The 22172-nt window shown below is 66.2% G+C and carries 8 protein-coding genes; 3 read left to right on the forward strand and 5 right to left on the reverse strand.

The window, feature by feature from the left end; translation table 11 throughout:
• Nucleotide 1: 1 nt before the first annotated feature.
• Both ABE528_RS21045 and ABE528_RS21050 read left to right on the forward strand, forming a co-directional pair.
• Nucleotides 2-7768, forward strand: a complete 7767-nt coding sequence (locus ABE528_RS21045) for an amino acid adenylation domain-containing protein (RefSeq protein WP_346653971.1) — start codon at nt 2-4, stop codon at nt 7766-7768.
• Nucleotides 7761-11888: an amino acid adenylation domain-containing protein gene (locus ABE528_RS21050; RefSeq protein WP_346653972.1), complete on the forward strand. Its 4128-nt coding sequence runs from the start codon at nt 7761-7763 to the stop codon at nt 11886-11888. The genes ABE528_RS21045 and ABE528_RS21050 overlap by 8 nt, the downstream gene beginning before the upstream one ends.
• 177 nt (nt 11889-12065) lie before the next feature.
• Here the strand turns inward: ABE528_RS21050 and ABE528_RS21055 are convergent, their stop codons facing one another.
• The 5 genes from ABE528_RS21055 to pvdM all read right to left on the reverse strand — a co-directional run bounded on the left by ABE528_RS21055 (nt 12066) and on the right by pvdM (nt 19963).
• Nucleotides 12066-14534, reverse strand: a complete 2469-nt coding sequence (locus tag ABE528_RS21055; protein WP_346653973.1) for a TonB-dependent siderophore receptor — start codon at nt 14532-14534, stop codon at nt 12066-12068.
• Nucleotides 14535-14618: 84 nt separating this feature from the next.
• On the reverse strand, nt 14619-16277 hold the full coding sequence (locus tag ABE528_RS21060) for a cyclic peptide export ABC transporter (protein ID WP_346653974.1): 1659 nt from the start codon (nt 16275-16277) through the stop codon (nt 14619-14621).
• 158 nt (nt 16278-16435) lie between these two features.
• The gene (locus ABE528_RS21065; RefSeq protein WP_152959174.1) at nt 16436-17290 is read right to left on the reverse strand and encodes a formylglycine-generating enzyme family protein; all 855 of its coding nucleotides are present in this window, start codon (nt 17288-17290) and stop codon (nt 16436-16438) included.
• 25 nt (nt 17291-17315) lie between these two features.
• Nucleotides 17316-18605 (reverse strand): pyoverdine-tailoring periplasmic protein PvdN, encoded by a 1290-nt coding sequence (gene pvdN / locus ABE528_RS21070; protein ID WP_346653975.1) that lies wholly within the window; start codon nt 18603-18605, stop codon nt 17316-17318.
• On the reverse strand, nt 18605-19963 hold the full coding sequence (pvdM, locus tag ABE528_RS21075; protein ID WP_346653976.1) for a pyoverdine-tailoring dipeptidase-like protein PvdM: 1359 nt from the start codon (nt 19961-19963) through the stop codon (nt 18605-18607). The genes pvdN and pvdM overlap by 1 nt, the downstream gene beginning before the upstream one ends.
• A gap of 177 nt (nt 19964-20140) precedes the next feature.
• Between pvdM and ABE528_RS21080 the strand changes: the two genes are divergently transcribed.
• Nucleotides 20141-21772, forward strand: coding sequence for a twin-arginine translocation signal domain-containing protein (locus ABE528_RS21080; RefSeq protein WP_346653977.1), 1632 nt, complete (start codon nt 20141-20143; stop codon nt 21770-21772).
• The last annotated feature ends 400 nt before the right edge of the window (nt 21773-22172 follow it).

Below are 22172 nucleotides of genomic sequence, written 5' to 3' on the forward strand. Positions count from 1 at the left end.
CATGACCCGCAACACGACGCTGCGTATCGCCGAGAAGTTCATCGGGTTGCCGCTCGAACAACGCCGTCAGTTCCTTGCCAAGCTGCGCCAGGATGGCAAGGACTTCAGCCTGCTGCCAATCCCGGTCAGCCGCCAGGGCCTTGAGGCGATTCCGCTGTCCTACGCCCAGCAGCGGCTGCTATTCCTCTGGCAACTCGACCCGCAGAGCGCGGCCTACAACATGGCCGCCGGCCTGCGCTTGCGCGGCGACCTGGACCAAGGCCGCTTGCAGGGCGCGTTCGACGCCCTGATCGAGCGCCACGAAGCGCTGCGCACCGTGTTCCAGGTCGATGGCGAACAGCCGCTGCAACGGGTGCTGGAGGCCGAGCCCCTGGCCTTGCGGCACGTTGACCTTGGCACGGCTGACGAGGTGGAGCTGGCCCGACAGGTAGAAGACGAGGTCGCTCGCCCGTTCGACCTGCTCAATGGCCCGCTGCTGCGTGCCAGCCTGTTCCGTCTGAGCCAGGAGGAACATGTGCTGGTGGTGTGCATGCACCACATCGTCTCAGATGGCTGGTCGATGGATGTGATGGTTCGCGAGTTCGTCCAGTGCTACCAGGCAGATGCCCAGAGCCTGCCAGCGCTGCCGCTGCAATATGCCGACTACGCTGTGTGGCAGCGCCGCTGGCTGGAAGCGGGCGAGGGTGAGCGGCAGTTGCAGCACTGGCGCGAGCAGTTGGGCGAAGAACACCCGTTGCTCGACGTGGCGGCCGATTTCCCTCGCCCGCCGGTGCAGAGCCTGCAAGGCCAGACCCTCAAGTTCAACTTTGGCGGGCCGTTGTCACAGCGCCTGCGTGACACCGCCCGGGCCCAGGGTGTGACGCTGTTCATGCTGATGCTGACAGGCTACGCACTGTTCCTATCGCGCCATTCCGGCCAGCGCGATATCCGTATCGGCGTGCCCAACGCCAACCGCGGGCGCGAGGAGGTGGAAGGGCTGATCGGCTTCTTCATCAACACCCAGGTGCTGCGCTGCGTGATCGACGAGCGCCTGTCGCTGAGTGAACTGCTGGTGCGGGTGCGTGAGGCGACCTTCGCCGCCCAGGCCAATCAGGAGCTGCCGTTCGAGCAACTGGTGGAAGTGCTCGCGCCCGAGCGCAGCCTTGGCCACAACCCGCTGTTCCAGGCCAAGTTCAACCAGAACGTCGGCGTGCAGAAGCAGACCGCGCTACAACTGCCGGGGCTGGCCGTCAGCGAGTATCCGCTGCGCAAGGAAGGCACCCACTTCGACCTCGCCCTGGACATCACCGACGACGGCAGCCTGGTGCACGGCGAGATAACCTACGCCAGCGATCTCTACCGGCGTTCCACCATCGAAGGGTTCATCGCGGCGTTGCGTGAGCTGTTCGAGACGCTGCTGGCCGCGCCCGATGCGCCGCTGCATAGCCTGGTCAAGGCGCCTGCCGCAGAGGTTGCCAGCCACCGTGCGCAGCCGGCCCTGGTCCTGCAGCGCTGGGACGAACACGTGCGCCGCCAGCCCGACGCAGTGGCTGCGGTCTGCGCCGCACAGCGCCTGAGCCATGCCGAGCTGGACAGCCAGGCCAATCGCCTGGCCCGTCATCTGTGCGACCTGGGTGTCACCGCTGGCGCGCCAGTGGCGGTGCTGATGGAGCGCTCGCTGGACTGGCTGGTGTGCCTGCTGGGCATCCTCAAGGCGGGTGGCGTGTACATGCCGCTGGACATCAAGGCACCGACCGAGCGCCTGCAAGGCATGCTGCAGCGCAGCGGCGCGCAGGTGCTGCTGTGCGATGCAACCGAGCCGCGCCAGCAGGCGTTGGCATCGTCTGCTTGCCAGGTGCAGCCCTATGAACCCGCGCGCTGGGCCTCGTTGCCGGCTAAGGCGCCCCACACCGGGATACTGGCAGGTGCGCCGGCCTACGTGATCCACACCTCCGGTTCCACCGGCCAGCCGAAGGGGGTAGTGGTCAGCCATGGCGCGCTGGCCAGCTATGTCGACGGCCTGCTGCAACGCCTGGACCTGGCCACGGACGCGAGCATGGCGCTGGTCTCGACCATCGCCGCCGACCTTGGCCACACGGTGCTGTTCGGCGCCTTGTGCTCCGGGCGCACCCTGCATGTGCTGCCGGAGGCGCTGGGCTTCGACCCGGACGCTTTCGCCGCCTACATGGCCGAGCAGCGTATCGGTGTACTGAAAATCGTCCCCAGCCACCTCAACGGCCTGCTGCAAGCCGCCAATGCCGCCGACGTGCTGCCCGAACATGCCCTGATCGTCGGCGGTGAGGCCTGCTCACCCGCGCTGTACCAGAAAGTGCGCGAGCTCAAGCCGGGCTGCCGCTTCATCAACCACTACGGCCCCAGCGAAACCACGGTCGGCGTGCTGACCCACGAACTGCAAGGTGCAGTGCCGCAGGCGATGCCGTTGGGCGCGGCGCTGCCAGGGGCCCGCGTACGGGTGCTGGACGATGTGCTCAACGTGGTGCCCGCGCGCGTCGCCGGCGAGTTGTACATCGGCGGTGACAGCCTGGCGCAAGGCTACCTGGGCCAGGCGGCACTGACCGCCGAGCGTTTCGTGCCCGACCCGTTCGGCGCACCGGGCACGCGCCTGTACCGCAGCGGAGACCGCGTGCAGCGCGACAACGCAGGCTTGCTGCACTTCCTTGGGCGTGCCGACGACCAGATGAAAATCCGTGGTTATCGTGTCGAGCCAGGGGAAGTCGGCCGCGTGCTGCGTGGCCTGGCCGGCGTGCATGACGCAGTGGTGCTGGCCGTCCCGCAAGGTGATGACCCGGCGCAGTTGCAACTGGTCGGCTGGTGCGTGCCGGGCAACCCCGCGCTGAGCGTGAAGGCCCTGCGCGAGCAGTTGCAGGCGCTGTTGCCGGACTACCTGGTACCGGCCCATCTGCTGTTGCTGGAGCGCCTGCCGCTGACCGCCAACGGCAAGCTGGACCGCCGTGCGCTGCCGCAGCCGCAGGTGCAGCTCAAGCGCCATGTCGCCGCCAGCACGCCGCTGGAGGAGCAGTTGCTGGCCATCTGGCAGGCGGTGCTCAAGCGTGAGGACATTGGCGTCGAGGACAACTTCTTCGAGCTTGGCGGCGACTCCATCCTCAGCCTGCAGATCATCGCCAGGGCCAAGCGCCAGGGCATCAAGCTGAGCCCGCGTCAGTTGTTCGAGAAGCAGACCATCGCCCAACTGGCCCAGGTCGCCAAAGTGACCACGGCAGTGGCCAAGCCTGCCGCGGTTGCGCAGGTCAGCGGTGCCATGCCGCTGTTGCCGGTGCAGGCGCGCTTCTTCGCGCTGGCCCTGGATCGGCCTGGGCATTACAACCAGGCGGTCATGCTGCAGCCACGCCAGGCGCTGACGGCGAACATCGTCGAACAGGCCCTGGTGCTGCTGGTCAACCAACATGACGCTTTGCGGCTGGCCTTCGATCAGGTGGACGGCAACTGGCAGGCCGAGCACCGTACTGGCGTGCCAGGTGGAATGCTCTGGCATCGCCAGGCGGCCGATGCCGCGCAACTGCAGGCCATCGCCGAAGAGGCGCAGGGCAGCCTCGATCTTGCGCAGGGGCCGCTGCTGCGCGCCGTGCTGTGCGACCTTGCCGAAGGTGGGCAGCGCCTGTTGCTGGTGATGCATCACCTGGTGGTCGACGGTGTGTCCTGGCGGGTGCTGCTGGAAGACCTGGAGCAGGCCTGCCTCGCCCTGCTGGCCGGGCGTGCACCCGCACTGGCGGAAAAGGGCACGGCATTCAAGGCCTGGGCCGAGCGCCTGGTGGGCTGGGCCCAGGCGCCGGAGCGCGATGCAGAACTGGCCTACTGGCAGGCGACGCTCGCAGGGCAGGCCGGCGACCTGCCGGCGGCACGCGGCGACGCCGGGCTGCAGGTGCGTCACGCCCGCACCGTGCGTTGCCGGCTGGCTGCCGACACCACGCAGAACCTGCTGCAGCAGGCACCCGCGGCCTATCGCACGCAGGTCAATGACCTGCTGCTGACCGCCCTGGCGCGGGTGCTGTGCCGTTGGACCGGGCAGGGCAGTGCGCTGGTCCAGCTGGAAGGCCACGGCCGCGAAGACCTGTTCGACGGCGTGGACCTGAGCCGCACGGTGGGGTGGTTCACCAGCCTGTTCCCGGTGGCGCTGACCCCAACCGACGACCTGGGCGGCTCGCTCAAGGCGATCAAGGAGCAGTTGCGTGGCGTGCCCGCGCGCGGCATCGGCCATGGCGTGCTGCGTTACCTCGGCAGCCCGGCGCAGCAGGCGGCATTGCAGGCGCTGCCGCAAGCGCGGGTGACCTTCAACTACCTCGGCCAGTTCGATCAGGGCTTTGGCGAAGACCGGCTGTTCGCCCCCGCCCTGGAAAGCGTTGGCGCCACCCAGGCAGCCGATGCGCCGTTGGGTAACTGGCTGAGCGTCAACGGCCAGGTGCTGGGCGGTGAACTGGAACTGGGCTTTACCTTCAGCCACGCCATGTTCGACGAGCCGGTGATCGCCGGCCTGGCTGACGACTACGCCCGTGAGCTGGCGGCGCTGGTCGCCCATTGCCTCGACGGCCAGGCCGGCGGTGCCACGCCGGCCGACTTCCCGCTGGCGGGCCTGGCTCAGGCGCAGCTGGATGCGCTGCCGGTCGACCTGCGCCAGGTCGAAAACATCTACCCGTTGGCACCGATGCAGGAAGGCATGCTGTTCCACAGCCTGTACGACGGCCAGGCCAGCAGCTACGTCAACCGCCTGCGCCTGAACTTCGACGGCCTCGACCCGGAGCGGTTCATCCAGGCCTGGCAGCAGGCGATGGACCAGCATGAGTCGCTGCGCGCCGGCTTTGTCTGGGAGCAGGGCCTGGAAGCGCCACGCCAGGTGGTGATGCGCCATGTCGAGCTGCCGGTCGAACGCTTCGACTGGGCAGGCCAGGCCGATATCGACACACGCCTCGAAGCACTGGCGCAAGCCGAGCAGGCACGCGCCTTCGACCTCGGCCAAGCGCCGTTGCTGCGCCTGGTGCTGGTGCGCACAGGGCCGCAGCGCCATCACCTGATCTATACCAGCCATCACATTCTCATGGACGGCTGGAGCAATTCGTTGCTGTTCGCGGCTGTGATGCAGGCCTACTCGGGGCAGCCTGCCGCGCTGACGCAGGCCGGCCGCAGTGACTACCTCGGCTGGTTGCAGCAGCAGGATCGCCCGGGTGCTGATGCGTTCTGGAAAGCCCAGCTGCTCGACCTGGATGGGCCGACCCTGCTCGGCGGTACACGCAATGCCGACGAATCCGGGCAGGGCGCGGTGGTGCTCGAGTTGGGTGAGGCATTGAGCCAGGCCCTGAAGCACTTTGCCCAGGCCCAGCAAGTCACCCTCAACAGCGTGCTGCAGGCCGCCTGGGCGCTGCTGTTGCAGCGCCGCACCGGTCAGCGTCGGCCCTGTTTCGGTGCCACCGTGTCCGGGCGCCCGGCGGAGTTGCCGGGTATCGAGCAGCAACTGGGCTTGTTCATCAATACCCTGCCAGTGGCCGCCGAGCCGCAAGGGCAGATGGCGGTGGCCGACTGGGTGCGCGAGGTGCAGGCGCTCAACCTGCGCCTGCGCGAGTACGAATACCTGCCGCTGTACGCTATCCAGGCAGCAGCGGGGCGCCATGGCGAGGCGCTGTTCGACAGCCTGCTGGTGTTCGAGAACTATCCGCTGGCCCAGAGCCTGTCGGACAGCACTGCCGGGTTGCGTTTGTCCGGCCTGGATTATCAGGAATACAGCGGCTACCCGCTGACTCTGATTGCCGAAGCGCGGGATCAGATGCAGCTGACCTTCGCCTATCAGCGTCAGGTCTTCGGCCATGCGCAGGTGCAGCAGATTGCAGCCGAGCTGCGTCATCTGCTGCAAGGCTTCGCCAGTGCGCCGCAAGCCTTGCTGGGCAGCTTCGGGTTGGTCGATGCAGCGGCTCATTCGCGAATCGTGAAGGACTGGAATGCCACGGCGCGTGACTACCCAGGCACGCCGTATGTGCATCAGTTGTTCGAACAGCAAGTCGTTCATCAGCCGCAGGCGCCGGCGCTGACCTTCGCCGAACGCACCCTGAACTACGCCGAACTCAATGCCGAGGCCAACCGCCTGGCTCAGTATCTGCGCGGCATGGGCGTGGGCCCTGACGTGCTGGTGGGCATCGCCGCCGAGCGTTCGGTGGAAATGGTCATCGGCCTGCTGGCGATCCTCAAGGCCGGTGGCGCTTATGTGCCGCTGGACCCGGACTACCCGCAGGACCGCCTGGCCTACATGTTCGAGGACAGCGGCATCGCCTTACTGCTGACTCAGTCGCACTTGCGTGAGGGCCTGCCGATCCCGGCAGGGCTGACGGTGCTCGATCTGGATCGGGCCGAGGCCTGGAGCGGCCTGCCGGCGCACAACCCGGCTGTACCTCTGCACCCGGAAAACCTCGCCTACGTCATCTACACCTCTGGCTCCACCGGTAAGCCCAAGGGCGCCGGCAACCGCCACGTCGCCTTGCACAACCGCCTGGCCTGGATGCAGGAAGCCTACCCGCTCACTGCCGATGACAGCGTGTTGCAGAAGACGCCGTTCAGCTTCGACGTGTCGGTGTGGGAGTTCTTCTGGCCGTTGATGGAAGGCGCACGCCTGGTCATGGCGCTGCCGGGTGACCACCGCGATCCGGCGCGCCTGGCCGCGCTGATCACCCGCGAGCAGATCAGCACGCTGCACTTCGTGCCGTCGATGCTGCAGGCCTTCGTCAGTGACGAGAACGCCGCCCGTTGTACCTCGTTGCAGCGGATCATCTGCTCTGGCGAAGCACTGCCGGTGGAGCTGCAACGCCAGACCCTGGCGCTGCTGCCGCAGAGCGGCCTGTACAACCTGTACGGCCCGACCGAAGCGGCCATCGACGTCACCCACTGGACCTGCGTCGAGGAAGGCAAGGATGCGGTGCCGATCGGCCAGCCGATCGCCAACCTGCAAACCTACGTGCTGGACGGCGAACTGAACCCGGTCAGCCCTGGCGTGACCGGCGAGCTGTACCTGGGTGGCATCGGCCTGGCCCGGGGTTACCACCGTCGCCCGTCGCTTACGGCTGAACGCTTCGTCACCAGCCCGTTCGGTACTGGCCAGCGGCTGTACCGCACCGGCGACCTGGCGCGCCAGCGCGAGGACGGGGTGATCGAGTATGCCGGGCGCATCGACCATCAGGTGAAGATCCGCGGCCTGCGCATAGAACTGGGCGAAATCGAAGCGCGCCTGCTGGAACAACACACCGTGCGGGAGGCGGTGGTGGTGGCCGCCGAGGGCCAACTGGTGGCGTACCTGGTAGCCGAGCGGGCCGACAGCCTGGCGGCAATCAAGGCACACCTGGCGACGGTACTGCCGGACTACATGGTGCCAAGTCAGTGGGTGCTGCTCGAACGCATGCCGCTGTCGCCCAACGGCAAGCTCGATCGCAAGGCGCTACCGCAGCCTGAGCTGGGTCAGTCGCGGCACGCGTACCTGGCGCCGCAAAGCGAACTGGAGCAACGCCTGGCGGCCCTCTGGCAGGACCTGCTGCAGGTCGAGCGGGTCGGCCTCAACGACAACTTCTTCGAACTGGGCGGGCATTCGCTGCTGCTGGTGCGCCTGGTTTCGCGGATCAAGACCGAGTTCGCCATCGAGCTTGCGATGCAGGACGCCTACCTGGCCGACAACCTCGGCGCCCTGGCCACCCTGGTGGCAGGTAACGCCAGCCCGGCGCAACACGACTACGACGCGATCTTCGACGCCCTCGACGAACTGGAGGCACTGGATGTTTAAGCAAGGGACCCAACAGGGCAATGAGCTGGTCCAGCGGATCAGCGGGCTGGCTCACGACAAGCGCGTGGCCCTGTTCAAGCGCCTGCTGGAGAAAGGCATCGACCCGGGCCGGCTGCCCATCGTGGCGCTGGCTGAAGGTGACGTGCCGCGCCTTTCCCATGCCCAGCAGCGCCAGTGGTTCCTCTGGCAGCTGGACCCGCAGAGTGCCGCCTACAACATGCCGGCAGCGCTGCGCCTTGAAGGCACGCTGGACATTGCTGCCCTGCAGAGCAGCTTCGATGTGCTGGTGGCGCGGCACCCGCCGCTGCGCACCACCTTCGAGGCAAGTGAAGGGGAGCCCCGGCAGCGCATCCACGCTGCAGGCCCGGTGGCGATCGAACGCGTGGCCTTGCCGGGTGCCGACGACCAGGCCATTGCCGAGGCGGTGAGCCGTGAAGTGGTGCGGCCTTTCGACCTGCAGCGTGGCCCGTTGCTGCGGGTGCTGCTGCTGGAAATCGGCGCGGCGGACCGGGTGTTGGTCATGACCCAGCACCACATCGTCTCCGATGGCTGGTCAATGCAGGTCATGATCGCCGAGCTGATCCAGTTCTATCAGGCAGCCTGCGAAGGCCGCGAGGCCGAGCTCCCGGCGTTGGCCATCCAGTACGCCGACTTCGCTGCCTGGCAGCGCCAACTACTTGAGGCAGGCGAGGGGCCGCGACAACTGGCCTATTGGACCGAGCAACTGAGCAATGCCCCTGCGGTACTGGAACTGCCCACCGACCGGCCACGCCCAGCGGTACCTAGCCATCGTGGCCAGGCAGTGACCGGCACGATCGACGCGCCGCTGCGCCAGCGCCTCGTCGCCCTGGCACAGGCGCACGGCTGCACGTTGTCGATGGTGCTGCTGGCGTCGTTCCAGCTGCTGCTGCGTCGCTACAGCGGCCAGAGCGATGTGTGCGTGGGCATGCCTTCGGCGGGGCGCAACCGGCCGGAGGTGGAGCCACTGACCGGCTTCTTCGTCAACACCCTGGTGTTGCGCGGCCGGCTTGAAGATGGCCTGAGCACCGTGCAGTTGCTGCAGCACACACGCACCACCCTGCTCGCCGCCCAGGCCAACCAGGACCTGCCGTTCGAAGCGCTGGTCGATAGCCTGGTGGCGCACCGCGACCTCAGCCACAACCCGCTGTTCCAGGTCATGTTCAACCACCAGGTGCTGGGCGATGGCCTGGGCGCCACGGCGCTTGCCGGCCTGTCGCTGAGCCTGCTGCCGGCACCGATCTCGCGGGCCAAGTTCGACCTGGCGCTGGATACCCAGGAGCATGGCGGCCAGCTCAGTGCCAGCCTGACTTACGCCACTGACCTGTTCGATACAACTACCGCCGAGAAGATGTTCGCGCACTGGCAGAACCTCTTGCGGCGCATGAGTACCGAGCCTGACCAACCGATTGCCGAGTTGTGCATGCTCAGCGAAGACGAGCGCCATTGGCAGCTGGTGGAATTGAACCCCGGCCTCGGCCAGCCGGCCGAGATGCGCACCGTGCATGGCCTGATCCAGCAACAGGCGCAGTTGCGCCCGACTGCCCCGGCCCTGGTCGTGGCGGGTAGGCCGCTTGATTACCAGCAACTCAACCAGTGGGCCAACCGGCTGGCTGCGCGCCTGCACGAGGCGGGCGTAGGCCCTGAGGTACGCGTGGGGATCGCGCTGGAACGCTCGGTCGAAATGCTGGTCGCGTTGCTGGCCGTGCTCAAGGCTGGCGGTGCCTATGTGCCGCTGGACCCGACCCACCCGAGCGAGCGGTTGCGCTACATGATCGAGGACAGCGGCGTGGCCTTGGTGCTGGCCCAGCCGCATTTGCTGGCCGAACTGCCGCTGCCGGCTAGCGTTGAGGTGTTGCCGGTCAGCGCGGATGGCGCCGAGCTGCAAGGCTACCCGGCGCACGATGCCGATTACCCGGTGGCGGCGGACAACCTGGCCTATCTGATCTACACCTCCGGCTCCACTGGCCGGCCGAAGGGCGTGGCGGTCACCCATGGCCCGCTGGCGATGCACTGCCTGGCCATTGCCGAACGCTACGGCATGACCCCAGAGGACCGCGAGCTGCAGTTCGCCTCGATCAACTTTGACGGCGCCCACGAGCGCTGGCTGGTGCCGCTGGTTTCCGGTTCGATGCTGATGCTGCGCGACAACGATGCCTGGGATGTCGAGCGCAGCGCACGCGAGATTGCCGAGCATGGCATCACCATCACCTGCTTCACCCCAAGCTACCTGCAGCAGTTGGCCGAGCACCTGGGCGAGGCGGGGGCAGACCTGCCCATCCGCTCCTACACCGTGGGCGGCGAAGGCACCAGCCGCGCCACCTTCGAGCAGATCCAGCAGGTGCTGCGCACACCGCGCATCATCAATGGCTATGGCCCGACCGAGACGGTGATCACGCCGTTGCTGTGGGCGGTCCACCTGGGCAGCGGATTCGATGCGCAGTACATGCCGGTGGGCACGCCGGTCGGTGCGCGTTCAGCCTATGTGCTGGGCAGCGACCTGCAACCCTTGCCCGCAGGTGTGCCGGGCGAGCTGTATATCGGCGGTGAAGGGCTGGCGCGTGGTTATCACCAGCGCCCGGGCCTGACTGCCGAGCGTTTCGTCGCCGACCCGTTCGGCCCGCCGGGCGGCCGCCTTTATCGAACCGGCGACCTGGTGCGCCTGCGCCATGATGGCGTGGTCGAGTACCTTGGCCGGGTTGATCACCAGGTCAAGGTGCGCGGTTTCCGCATCGAACTGGGCGAGGTGGAATCGTGCCTGATGGGCATGGAGCAAGTGCGCGAAGCGGTGGTCGCCGTGGCGGGCGAAGGGCGTGGTTCGCGCCTGGTGGCCTACCTGGTGCTGGCGCCGGGGTTGCAGTGGGATGCCGCGTTGCGCGGCCAGGTGCTCGCTCGGCTTCGCCAGGCCCTGCCGGAGTACATGGTGCCTGCGCACCTGCTGGTGTTGCCGGCCATGCCACTGAACCCCAACGGCAAGCTCGACCGGCATGCCTTGCCAGCCCCCGCGCTGGACCGCTCCGAGCATTATCGGGCGCCGGTCACCCCGTTGGAGGTGAGCCTGGCGAAGCTCTGGGGCGAGCTGCTGGAGGTGGAAGAGGTCGGGCTGGATGACAGCTTCTTCGAACTGGGCGGCAACTCGCTGCTGGCCATGGAACTGGTGCGTCGGGTGCGAGTGGCGGCGCCGGACGGCTTCACCATGACCCTGCGCGATCTGATGACCACGCCGCGTATCGGCGAGTTGCTCGGGCGCCTGCAAAGCACTGCCAGCCAGGCCCCGATGCTCTTGCTCAATACCCCGGCGCCAGGCGCCACACCGCTGTTCTGCCTGCACGGCGTGCATGGCTCGGTGTTCGATTACCTGCCGCTGGCCAGGCGGCTGCAGCCGCAGTGGGCGGTGCACGGCATCCAGTGCCGGATGCTGTTCAATGCGGCCTGGGTCGACGCGGATGTCGAGTCCATGGCGGTCGACTACTGCGATTACATCCGCGCCGTACAGCCGCAGGGGCCGTACTGCCTGCTCGGCTGGTCGCTGGGTGGCGCCTTGGCGTTGCAGGTGGCGCGCGAGCTGGAGGCGCAGGGGCAGGTGGTGGCCTTCGTCGGGTTGCTGGACAGTTACTTGCCGCAGGCCGATCAACAGCAGCATTGGGACGAGCGCTTGCTCGGCCTGCTGTTGGCGCTGGGTGCCGACGAGGGCGCCAGCCGAGCCCTGTGCAATGGATGGCAGGGGCCTGAAAAGGATGAGCAACTGTTGATCGGTGAGCCAATGGCAGCCCTGCTGGGCAACCTGTCGGCGCCGTTGCTGGCCAAACTTGCCATCGGCGAGCGGGTGGCTTTGGTGCGGGCCACGCTGCAACTGGATCGGGTGGCGATGGCCATGAAGGGGCTGCCAGGCACTCGGGTGAAACCGACCTGCTGGTGGGCGGCAGGGCGTGAGGCGACGGCGCAGGCGAGCCTTGATGAACACTACGGTACAGCGTTGCGGCACCTGACCAGCGACCGCGGTCATTTCGACCTGCCGCAAGATGCGCAGCTGATCGAGGCGCTGGCCGAGCAACTGCTTGGTGTCGGCGTCGAGCGTCTGGAGGCGGTATTCGAGGTTTGATTGTGCCTGGCTTGGGTTGTGTGGGGCCTGTGAGATCGAGCGCCGCCCGCGCGGCGCTCGATCTCACAGGCGCGGCCCCCCGTTAGGCGAACACCCCCCACGGGGAACCCCCCAAAACCCCACCCCATCTCCATCACACACAAAAAAGCCCGCCGAAGCGGGCTTTCTCAATCAGCCTCAGAAGTCGGCTCTGAGGGTCACGGTGTAGTTGCGCGGTTCACCGTACTGGTTGTTTGTGTTCAGCCAGCCGATGGAGGAGTAGTACTTCTTGTCGAACAAGTTGTTGCCGTTGAGGGCGACGCTGTAGTTCTTGTTGAACTGATAGGCCAAGCGGGCATTCCAGATGGCGTAGCCAGGCTGCTCGATGTCACCGACACCGCCAGTACCACCCTGGTTGATGTTGTGGTTCTTGCTCTGGATGCTGGCGCCGGCGCCTACGGTCCACTGGTTCAGCTCGCCTGGCAGGTTGTAGTCACCCCAGAAGCGCAGCATGTGCCGTGGCGTATAGCTGTTGAAGGCAGCGCCAGACTCCGAAAGGCCGTCCCCCGGGTCGTTGAGGAACTTGGTCGAGGTGTAGGTGTAGCCAGCGAACAGTTGCAGGCCGGCCAGCACCTCACCGCTGATTTCTGCGTCGAAGCCTTCGGAGCGAACTTTGCCCCCATCCACGTAGCAATTATCTTTGCCTGCTTCTCCGCATGGGGTGTTGTACTGGTACTGCGCGCGGTTTTCCTGGTTCACGCGGAAGATCGCGAAGCTGGTATTGACGCGCCCGTCGAGCAGCTCACCTTTAAGCCCGATCTCGTAGTTGGTGCCTTCGATGGGTTTGAGCATGGTGGAGCTTTCGGTCATTTCGGTCTGCGGCTTGAAGATGTCGGTATAGCTGACATAGGCAGACCACTGCTCGTTCAATGCGTAGATCAAGCCGCCGTAGGGCGTGACTTCGCCGGTTTCCTTCGACTGTGCGGGGAGTGGCGAGTCTGTCTTGAAACGGTGCAGGGCATAGTCGTACTGGTAATTGCTGACGCGCGCGCCGAGCACCAGGGTCAGCGGTTCGGCCAGCTTGTAGCGCACTACGCCATAGACACCATTCTGGCGGATCTTGGCTTTGGAGGTGCCGGCATAGTCGGTACCCAGCAGTTCCTCCATGGTCGGTTCGCGCGGCGAGACCGGGTCGTAGATGTTGATCGCGCCGAGGTTGAGCATACCGCCCTGCAGGTCGTCGGTGCGCAGGTCGCTGGCGTTGGCACCCACCACCACTTCATGCTCAAGGTCAAAGGCGCGCCACTTGCCGGTCAGGTTGATGTCGGCACCCTTGTTGATGTTCTCGAAATCGTACAGATAGGCCCGTGACTGCATGCCGTTACCGGTGGCCGGGTCGACGGCGCCACGGCCGAAGCTGTAGAGAATGTCGTTGGTCTCGCGGATATAGCTGCCGGAGGCTTTCAGGCGCCAGTCTTCGTTGAAATCATGGGTGATGTCGGCGAAGTAGGTGGTTTGCTTGTTGTTCCACTTGTTCCAGTCGGCACCGACGTAGGTGGAGCGGCCCACATTGACGGCACTGCCGTCCTTGTTGCGTGGCAGGCCACCGAAGAATGGCGTCGAGTGCAGGTCTTCGACACTGGCGCCAGCGGCGACCGTGGTGGAATCGTTGAGGTCGTACTCGAGAATCCCGTACAGCACATTCTTGCGGCTTTCTGCCGTGTCGTAGAAGTAGTCGCGGTCTTCATGGCCGGCGACCAGGCGCCCGCGCAGCCGGCCATCGGCGGTCAGCGGGCCGCTGGCGTCGATGGTCTGGCGATAGGTGTCCCACGAGCCGGCGCTGGCGGTGATCGACAGGGACGGCTCGGCCTTGGGGCGTTTGCGCACCAGGTTGATCGCCGCTCCCGGGTTGCCGCTGCCCTGCAGCAGGCCGTTGGCACCGCGCAGGATTTCGACGCGATCGTACAGCAGGGTATCGGAGGTGAAGCTGCTGCCGATGCCGTAGTAGCGGCGGTCCAGCGGCACGCCGTCGTACTGGATGGTCTCCACCTCGAAGCCGCGCGAGTAGATGTACTTGCCGCCGGACGGGCTCTGGTAGGTGGTGATGCCGGTGGTCTTTTCCAGCACCTGATCGAGGGTGTCGAGGCGCTGGTCGTCCATCGCCTTGCGGGTGACCACGCTGACCGACTGCGGGATGTCCTTGAGGCGGTGGGTGCCCTTGCCGATGGTCACCGCGTTGGACGTGTAGCTCCCCGAGTCCTCGGTGGTGGCATCGAACTGGCGCCCGGAGATGTTCACCGGGTCCAGGTTCAGGGCGGAAGCATCAGCCGGCCCGCTCAGGGTGATGGTGTGGCCATCGAGCTGGTAGGTCAGGCCGCTGTCGCGCAGCAGCAGGCGCAGGGCCTGTTCTGGCTCCATGTTGCCCTTGACCGCAGGCGCCGGGGTGTTGTGCACCGCGTCCGGGCTATACAGCAACTGCAGATTGGCCTGCTTGGCCAGGGTGTTGAGTGCCCCCACCAGCCCTTGCGAAGGAATATCCAGCGCGACCGGCTCGGCGTGCGCTGCCATGGAGGCTGCCAGCGCACAGGCCAGCAGCGACGGAGGGAGGATGGCCAGGGTTTTCCTGCGAACCGCCCGGGCGAGCGGCGAAAGCGTGGTAATGGTCATGCGGATACTCAGTGTTAGCAGATAGATTACTTATGAGTTTTATTTGCATTTATGTAACGTGCCGGCTCCCCAGAACCGGAAAAATCAATGTGAAAATGCTGTGATTGGTTCTTCCACCCGTTTGCCGTCGCGCAGACGCAGCAGGTGGTCGGCCACGTCGAAGTAGCGATCGTCGTGGCTGATGACGATGATGGTCTTGCCCAGGCGCTTCAGTTCCGGCAGCAGTTCGGTGTAGAAAATGCGCCGGAAGGTCGGGTCCTGGTCGGCGGCCCATTCGTCGAACACCAGCACCGGGCGTTTTTCCAGCCAGGCGTTGACCAGCGCCAGGCGCTTGCGCTGGCCGGTGGACAGGTCGGTGGTGGTGAAGGCGCCATCGCGGATCTGCACCTTGTGGGCGATCTCCAGCCGCTGCAGGTACTTGCCGGCGTCCTCGGGCAAGGCCTGGCCGTCCTGCAGCAGGTCATCGAACAGGTAGTAGTCGGCGAACACCGTGGTGAACAGCTGGCGGTAGTCGTCGCGGTTGCTGGCGGTGACAGCTTCGCCGTCGAGCACGATCTCGCCTTCATGGGGGGCGTACAGGCCCAGCAGCAACTTGATCAGCGTGGTCTTGCCGCAGCCGTTCTCGCCGACGATGAACAGGATGTCACCCTGCTCGACGCGCAGGTTGATCGGCCCCAGGGCAAACGGCGCGGCACCGTCCACCGGCGGAAAGGCAAAGCGCACATTGCGCAGTTCGAGGCTGCGAATCTGCCGGTCAGGGACTTCAGGGGCGTCGAGCAACAGGTGCGGCTCGGGCGACGAGAACTGGGTCGACAGCTCGGCAATGCGGCGGAAGGCGATTTGTGCGCGGCTGACGATGGGCAGGGTCGAGACCAGGTGTTCCAGCGGCCCTTTCATGAACAGCAGCACCAGCACGAAGCCGCTGGTGACCTTGGGGTCGGTGATCAGTTCGGCCTGTTGCAGGGCCAGCACCAGGCCGATGACCACGAAGAACAGCATCGAGCCGAGGCTCTTGGCAACCACGAAGATGTTGATCGAGCGGATATGGGTGTCGCGGATGAAATTGGCGGTGCGGCTGATGCGCTCGTCGAACATGCGCTGGCGACGCGGGCGGCTGATGCGCAGCTCCTTGGCCCCGGACGCGACGCCGCTGTAGTGCCGCTGCATTTCGTCTTCCGCCTCGCGGGCGGCATGGAAGCCGCGGATGCCGCGCACGCGGGCGATGTACTGCACGGCGGTGCCGATCAGGATGGCGCAGGCGGTGATCAGAAACATCGGCCAGGACAACTGGGCCAGGTAGCCCAGGCAACCCAGGGTCACCGACAGGGAAATGGCCAGCGGCGCAAAGGCGAAGGCGAAGTCGCTGATGGTGTCGACGTCGTGGGTCAGCACCGGGATCAGGCGGTGGCTGCGGTAGCGCTCGATCTGCTCGATGGGGGCGCTGAGCACCTTTTCACCGAGGTCGCGGCGCAGCCTGGCGATCACATGCTGGCCGACATAGTTGGTGCCGATGTCCGAGGCGATGGAGGCGCACAGGGCAAGCAGGCAGATACCGGCGAACGCCAGCACCACGCCCCAGGTGATGGCGCCGGGGGCATGCAGCAGGTTGTTGATGTTGGCGAGCAGCAAGGTGATGCACAGGCCGCCGACGATCCCCAGCACGACGGCCAGGGCGACGATCAGTCGGTAAGGCTTGAGCAGGCCGAGGAGTTCGCGGAGTGCGCCAGGGGTCGATCGGTTCATGGTGAGTTCCTGGTGGGTACGCGGATGCGGTTCTGGCGCTGCGCGCGGCGAGCACCGTGTGGGCGGGTTGCCCAGTGAAAAGACGTGTGAGGGGGGCTGTGATTTAGCCGGCCCGGGCCGTGCGCCCGGGCCAGTCAGGTAGCGCGCAGAGGGGGCGATCAGAGCTCGCGGGCTACCCGGAAGCCCAGCCAGTCGCCGCGCACATAAGGTTCGCGGTAGTTGCGGTTGCCGGAGCGGGAGAACACCGGGGCTTCGCTGTAGTCGTTGCCGCGGATGTGGTTGTATTCGCAGCTTGCTTCCATCCACGCGCTGCCATCGGTGGGGGCGCCGACATAGCTGTCGTGCCGGCAGTCGGCAACCCATTCGTAGACGTTGCCGTGCATGTCATACAGGCCAAAGGCGTTGGCCGGGAAGCTGCCGGCGGGCGAGGTGTAGTTGTAGCCGTCGGCGGCGCCGTAGGTGTTGGCGTGCTGGGCGATGCTGTATTCCTTGCCTTCATCGAAGGGGAACGGGAACGGGCCACTGGAGCCTGCGCGAGCGCCATATTCGCGCTCGGCTTCGCTGAGCATGCGGTAGTGCTTGCCGGTCTTTTTCGACAGCCAGGCGACGTAGGCCTTCACCTCGTCATAGCTGATGCACACTGCCGGTTGCTCGGGGCCTTGCGGGTAGCTGGGCTTGCCGTTGCTGCAGCGGCGGCCTGGGCGGTCGTCGCCGTCGGGGAGGGTGACCTTGGCGTCGCGCTGCCAGGCCTGCAACTGTTTGGCCTGCACCTGGAACTGGCTGATGGCGAAGGGTTTGGCGAAGGTCACGGTGTGCATCGGGCCTTCGTCCGGCTGGCGGCCGACTTCGTCGTCGGGCACGCCCATGGTGAAACTGCCGGCAGGCAGCACGACCATCTGCGGGCAATCCTTGCAGTCCTTGAACGTTTTGCCGGGTGTGTGTGCGTCGGCGGCAAAGGCCGGGGCGCTGGCGAGCAGGGCGGCCACCAGGGCCAGGGGTTTGAACATGTGCATGGCGGTTCTCTTCAAAGGCAAAAGGTCAGGCGAGTTGCGGGGCGAGAATGGCCATCACCCGGTCGATCTCGGCTTCGTCGTTGAGCAGGCTCGGGGCCAGGCGCACCACCGGGCCGACGTCACGGTCGACGGCGTCGCTGATCACCTTGTTGGCCATCAGGTGGCGGGCGACGGCGTCGCAGTCGCGGCCTTCGACGCGGAAGAAGGTGAAGCCGGCGGAGAGCTGGCTGCTGCGCGGCGTCACCAGCCGCACCTTGGGGTGCTCGGCGAGGCGCTGCTTGAGGTAGTCGTTGAGCTGGTGCACGCGGGCCTGGACATCGGCCTTGCCCAGTTGCAGGTGCAGTTCGAATGCCTTGCCCAGTGCCAGGCGATGGTCGAAGGCGTGGTAGCCACCCGGGGTCATCAAGGTGCCGAAGTTCTCACCCTTGGTGAAGGTCGGCAGGCTGGGCACCAGGTAGGGCTGGGGCTTGGCTTCGCGGGCGATGATCACGCCGGTTCCGCGTGGGCCGAACAGCCATTTGTGGGTGCCGGCGATGAAGTAGTCGCAGTTGAAGTCGGCAAAGTTCACATCCTCGATACCGAAGCCATGCACGCCGTCGACCACGTAGATGATCTGGTCCTGCTCGTCACGGCCCAGGTTGAGTGTTTTCACCAGTTCGCCGACTTCGCGGATCGGCAGCTTGACGCCGCTGCCAGACTGCACCCAGGTCATGCCGAGCACGCGGGTTTGCGGGCGGATGGCCTGACGGATATTGCCGAGCATTTCGTCCACCGAGGCCAGCTGCGGCTCCTTGAACAGCGTCACGCGGCGCACCTGGGTGCCCATCAGCCGCTCGCGGTAGGTAAGGCGGGTATTGGTGGAGTAGTGCTCGTGGGCACTGACCAAAATCTCCTTGCCCGGCGCCACCTGCAGGCCGCCATAGATCATCGACAAACCTTCAGTGGTGCTACCGGTCAGGGCCACCTGGCCCGGCTGCACGCCGAAGTAGCGGCCGGCCCAGGCGCGCACTTCATCTTCATAGCCCCAGAGCTCCTCGCGGTCCCAGTCGACCATTTCGCCCGGGTTCTGGTCCAGCCGTGCGCGGAAGCGGGCGATGGCCTCGCTGACCACACGGGGGTGGGAGGCGAGCAGGAAATTGCAGAAGTGCAGGTAGGCCGGGTCCAGGTCGAACTGCTGGCGCAGGGCCTGCCATTTGTTCTGGCCGGTTTTTGCCACCGGCGTGGCTGCCAGTGCGGTCTGAGCCAGACTGCCAGTCAGGGGGAGTGCCGCGGCAAGTAGGCCAGCCCGTTTGAGAAAGCTGCGACGGTCGTTCATCAGCCGCGCTCCGCCTGGGTGTTGGCACCTGGTTTGGCCAGGCGCTGTACTTCTTCCCACACCCGCAGGAAGTTGCCACCCCACAGCTTGGCGATGTCGGCGTCGGAGTAACCGCGCTGGATCAGCTCGGCGGTGACATTGCGCGACTCGCCAACGTTCATCCAGCCGGTGACGCCGCCACCGTCGTTGAAGTCGGAGGCGATGCCGACATGGTCGATACCGATCTTGCGCACGGTGTAGTCGATGGCGTCGACCATGTCCTTGACCGTGGCGCGGGGTTCTTCGTCGAGGATGGCGTACAGCGCGCTGGCGTACTCGCCGAACTTCTTCTCGGGCCAGATGGAAATGATCGCGTCACCCGGCATCAGGGCGTTGGCCAGGCCGTTCAGCGGTTGCAGGTCGAAGCGCTTGCGCAGGGCATTGAGCTTGTCCACGGTGCCCTGGCTCAGGGGCTTGAGGTAGGCCGGGAAGCCCACCACCTGCACCACACCGCCGCTGTGCTTGATTGCCTGCAGCTCGTGGTCGCTGAGGTTGCGCGGGATGTCCACCAGCGCACGCGGTGCCGAGTGGGAGGCGACCATCGGCGCCCGGCTGAGGCGAGCAACGTCTTCCACGGCCAGGGTGGACATCTGCGACACGTCGATGATCACCCCCAGGTCGTTGAGCCGGCCGACGGCCTGCTCGCCCAGCGGCGACAGGCCGCCGAGGGCGTCGGGGGTGTCGTTGAGGAACGGCAGCGGGCGCGAGGAGTCGGCCCAGGCGTTGTTGCCCACGTAGCTGAAGCCGAACATGCGCATGCCGCGTGCGGCCCAGGTGTCCAGGGCATTGAGGTCGTGGCCCAGCGGGTAGGCATTGAGCATGCTGAGGAAGATCGCGAACTTGCCTTCGCCGTGCAGGCGACGGAAGTCGGCGGGGGTGTAGGCGATGGCGACCTGGTTGGGGTAGTCGCGAACCATGCCGGTGAGGATCTTGTAGCGCATCTCCTGTTGCTGGCGCGCTTCGTCGACGAAGGCGGCGGTCGGGCGATGGGGGGCGTTCGGGCCATTCCAGATTTCCGGCCAGCCGAAAATCGTCAGCGCCGCGCCCGAGAGGCGACCGCGGCCGGCCTTGACCAGGTCGAACTGGCCGCTGCCATCCTTGTCGGCTTCCTTGCCTTCGGTGCCGAAGTTCAGCGGCACGGTGATGTGGCTGTCGAAGGAGAGGATGCGCTCTTGGAGTTCTTCGGCATGTTTCATCACCTCGCGCGGGTAGCCAGCCGGCAGGTACATGAAGAAGTACCAGGCCGCGGCGCCCGCGAGCGCGAGGATCAGCGCCAGGGCAGCGAGGTAGGGGGCCTTGCGCAAGCGTGTCGTGTTCATTGCCATCCCGTTGGTTGCAGGGTCGATGCGGTTGCGGCAGCCGCGATCACGGGGCTTGCCTGTCACGGAGGGACGAGCGCGACAGCGGGAAATTTAGCGGCGTGCTGCCGGTAAATTTGCCGGGCGGCGTCTCGTTCTAGCTCGATAGGCGTGGCTGACACGGATACGGATGTGGCGATGAGGTTTTCCAGGCGTGGGTTCATGGTGGGGCTGGCGGTGGCCGGGGCGGCGGGCTCGGCAGCGTGGTATGCGCGCCAGCCGCGCGACCATGATGAACAACTCAAGAAAGACGAGGTCGAGACCCCCGGCGAAGCCACGGTAACGGCCGCCGCAGGGACGGGCGTGCGCATCGCCGACACGCTGCGCGGCATCTGGGACCTGCGCTTCAGTGGTGCCGAGGCCGGCCTGGACGGCTTGGCGCTACAGGGCGTGCAGATGCTGCTCGATGTCGGCCCGACGGGCCGCTCGCTGCGCGGCTTCATCGACGTGGCGGACCGCCTGCGCGGCAATGATCAACCGCGCTACCGGGTGCTCGGCGAGCTGGTCGCTGCCGATGCCGGCAAGGTCCGCTGGCGCCTGGTGCCGGCCGGGGCATCAGCGCCGAGCCATGAACTGGAAGCAACCCTCGATGAAGTCTGGGCGTCCTGGGGCAACGCTGGCGCGGGTAGCTTGACCGGGCGCATCCGCCGCATCGACCGGCCATTGCTGAGCCCTGAGCCGGACAACCACTTCGTCGCCAGCAAGCGCGCTTTCCCAGAGGCCCGTCAGGTCACGCCGCTGGCGCCAGCGCTGATGACCTGGCTGAACTCCCCTGAGCACCGCCTGTTCCACCAGGTGTGGCATGCCACCCGGGACAAGTGGCATCGCCTCGACGATGGCAAGCGCGATGCCCTGCGCGGGGCCGGCTGGCAACCCGGCCCGCGTGACGCCGAGCGCGGCGCACGTGGGCGGCGCAAGCACCTCAATGGCTCCGGTGAGGACTTCTTCTTCATGCACCGGCACATGCTGGGGCACGCCCGCGGCCTGCAACCTGACCTGCCGAACTGGACGCAATTGCCGCTGCCGTCACCGCAGCTGGAGTACGACCGGCTGGGGTTCATCCGCTACCAGGAAAACCATGACGGCAACTCGGTGCCGCCGGCCTGGGTCGCGGCCAATGATGAAGCACTGAGCCAGTGGCTGCATGGCATCAAGGCGGCGGAGACGTTTTTCAGCAACTTCCAGGTCTGGGAGTCGCAGTACCAGGACCCGGACTACCTCAGCCGCCTGACCCTGGGGCAGTTCGGTTCGGAAGTGGAACTGAACATCCACGACTGGCTGCATATGCGCTGGGCGACCGTCACCCGCGACCCGTCCAACGGCGCGCCGGTGATGGGCGATCGCAACCAGACGGACTATGCGGCGCGCTGGTTCCGTGAGGAAAACGACTTCCTCGGCGACCCGTTCTCGTCACACGTCAACCCGGTGTTCTGGCGCTTCCATGGCTGGATCGACGACCGCATCGAGGATTGGTTTCGCGCTCACGAGCGCGCCCACCCGGGGGAGGTGCAGCGTCGCGAGGTCAATGGGGTGTCGTGGTTTGCGCCGGGCCGCTGGGTGCAGGTTGGCGACCCGTGGCTTGGGCCGATGACCCATGGCTGCGGGGGGATTTCCGATGCCGGGGGCGGGGCGGGGGAGATGGAGGTGGAGGCGATGAAGCTGGCGTTGCGCATTGCCTTCAGTGGTGAGCGGGATGTTGGTGAGCTGCTGCGGCGTACGCCGCGCAGGCCTTGGTATGCGCGGCATATGAAGTTGCCGGAGGGGGCGTGATTTTGGGCGGGAGGGCTGTGTAATGGCTTGCAGGTGTCCGCCATGACAGGTTCAGCGCCTATGAGATCGAGCGCCGCCCGCGCGGCGCATCGCGAGCAAGCTCGCTCCTACATTTGTTGCAACGTGGCCATGTCTGACAGAGCGGCGTTGCCCGCCTTGGTGCCTGTCTGGAGTCAGGTGAGGCGGCATCAATGCCCATCTCAATATCCCGTCATGCCAACAGGGCTGACAACCATGGCCTCACAGGCATGGCCACGTTGCAACAAATGTAGGAGCGAGCTTGCTCGCGATGGGGACTGTCAGATTTTTTGTGTGCGGGCCGGTAACGGCCTGCCGTTAGGCAGGCCCTGATTTTCACCAGGTCGGCCTGATGAACCGATCTCCGTACAGAACCGCAAAT

It is taken from the genome of Pseudomonas sp. TWI628, from assembly GCF_039673865.1.
Lineage (GTDB): Bacteria > Pseudomonadota > Gammaproteobacteria > Pseudomonadales > Pseudomonadaceae > Aquipseudomonas.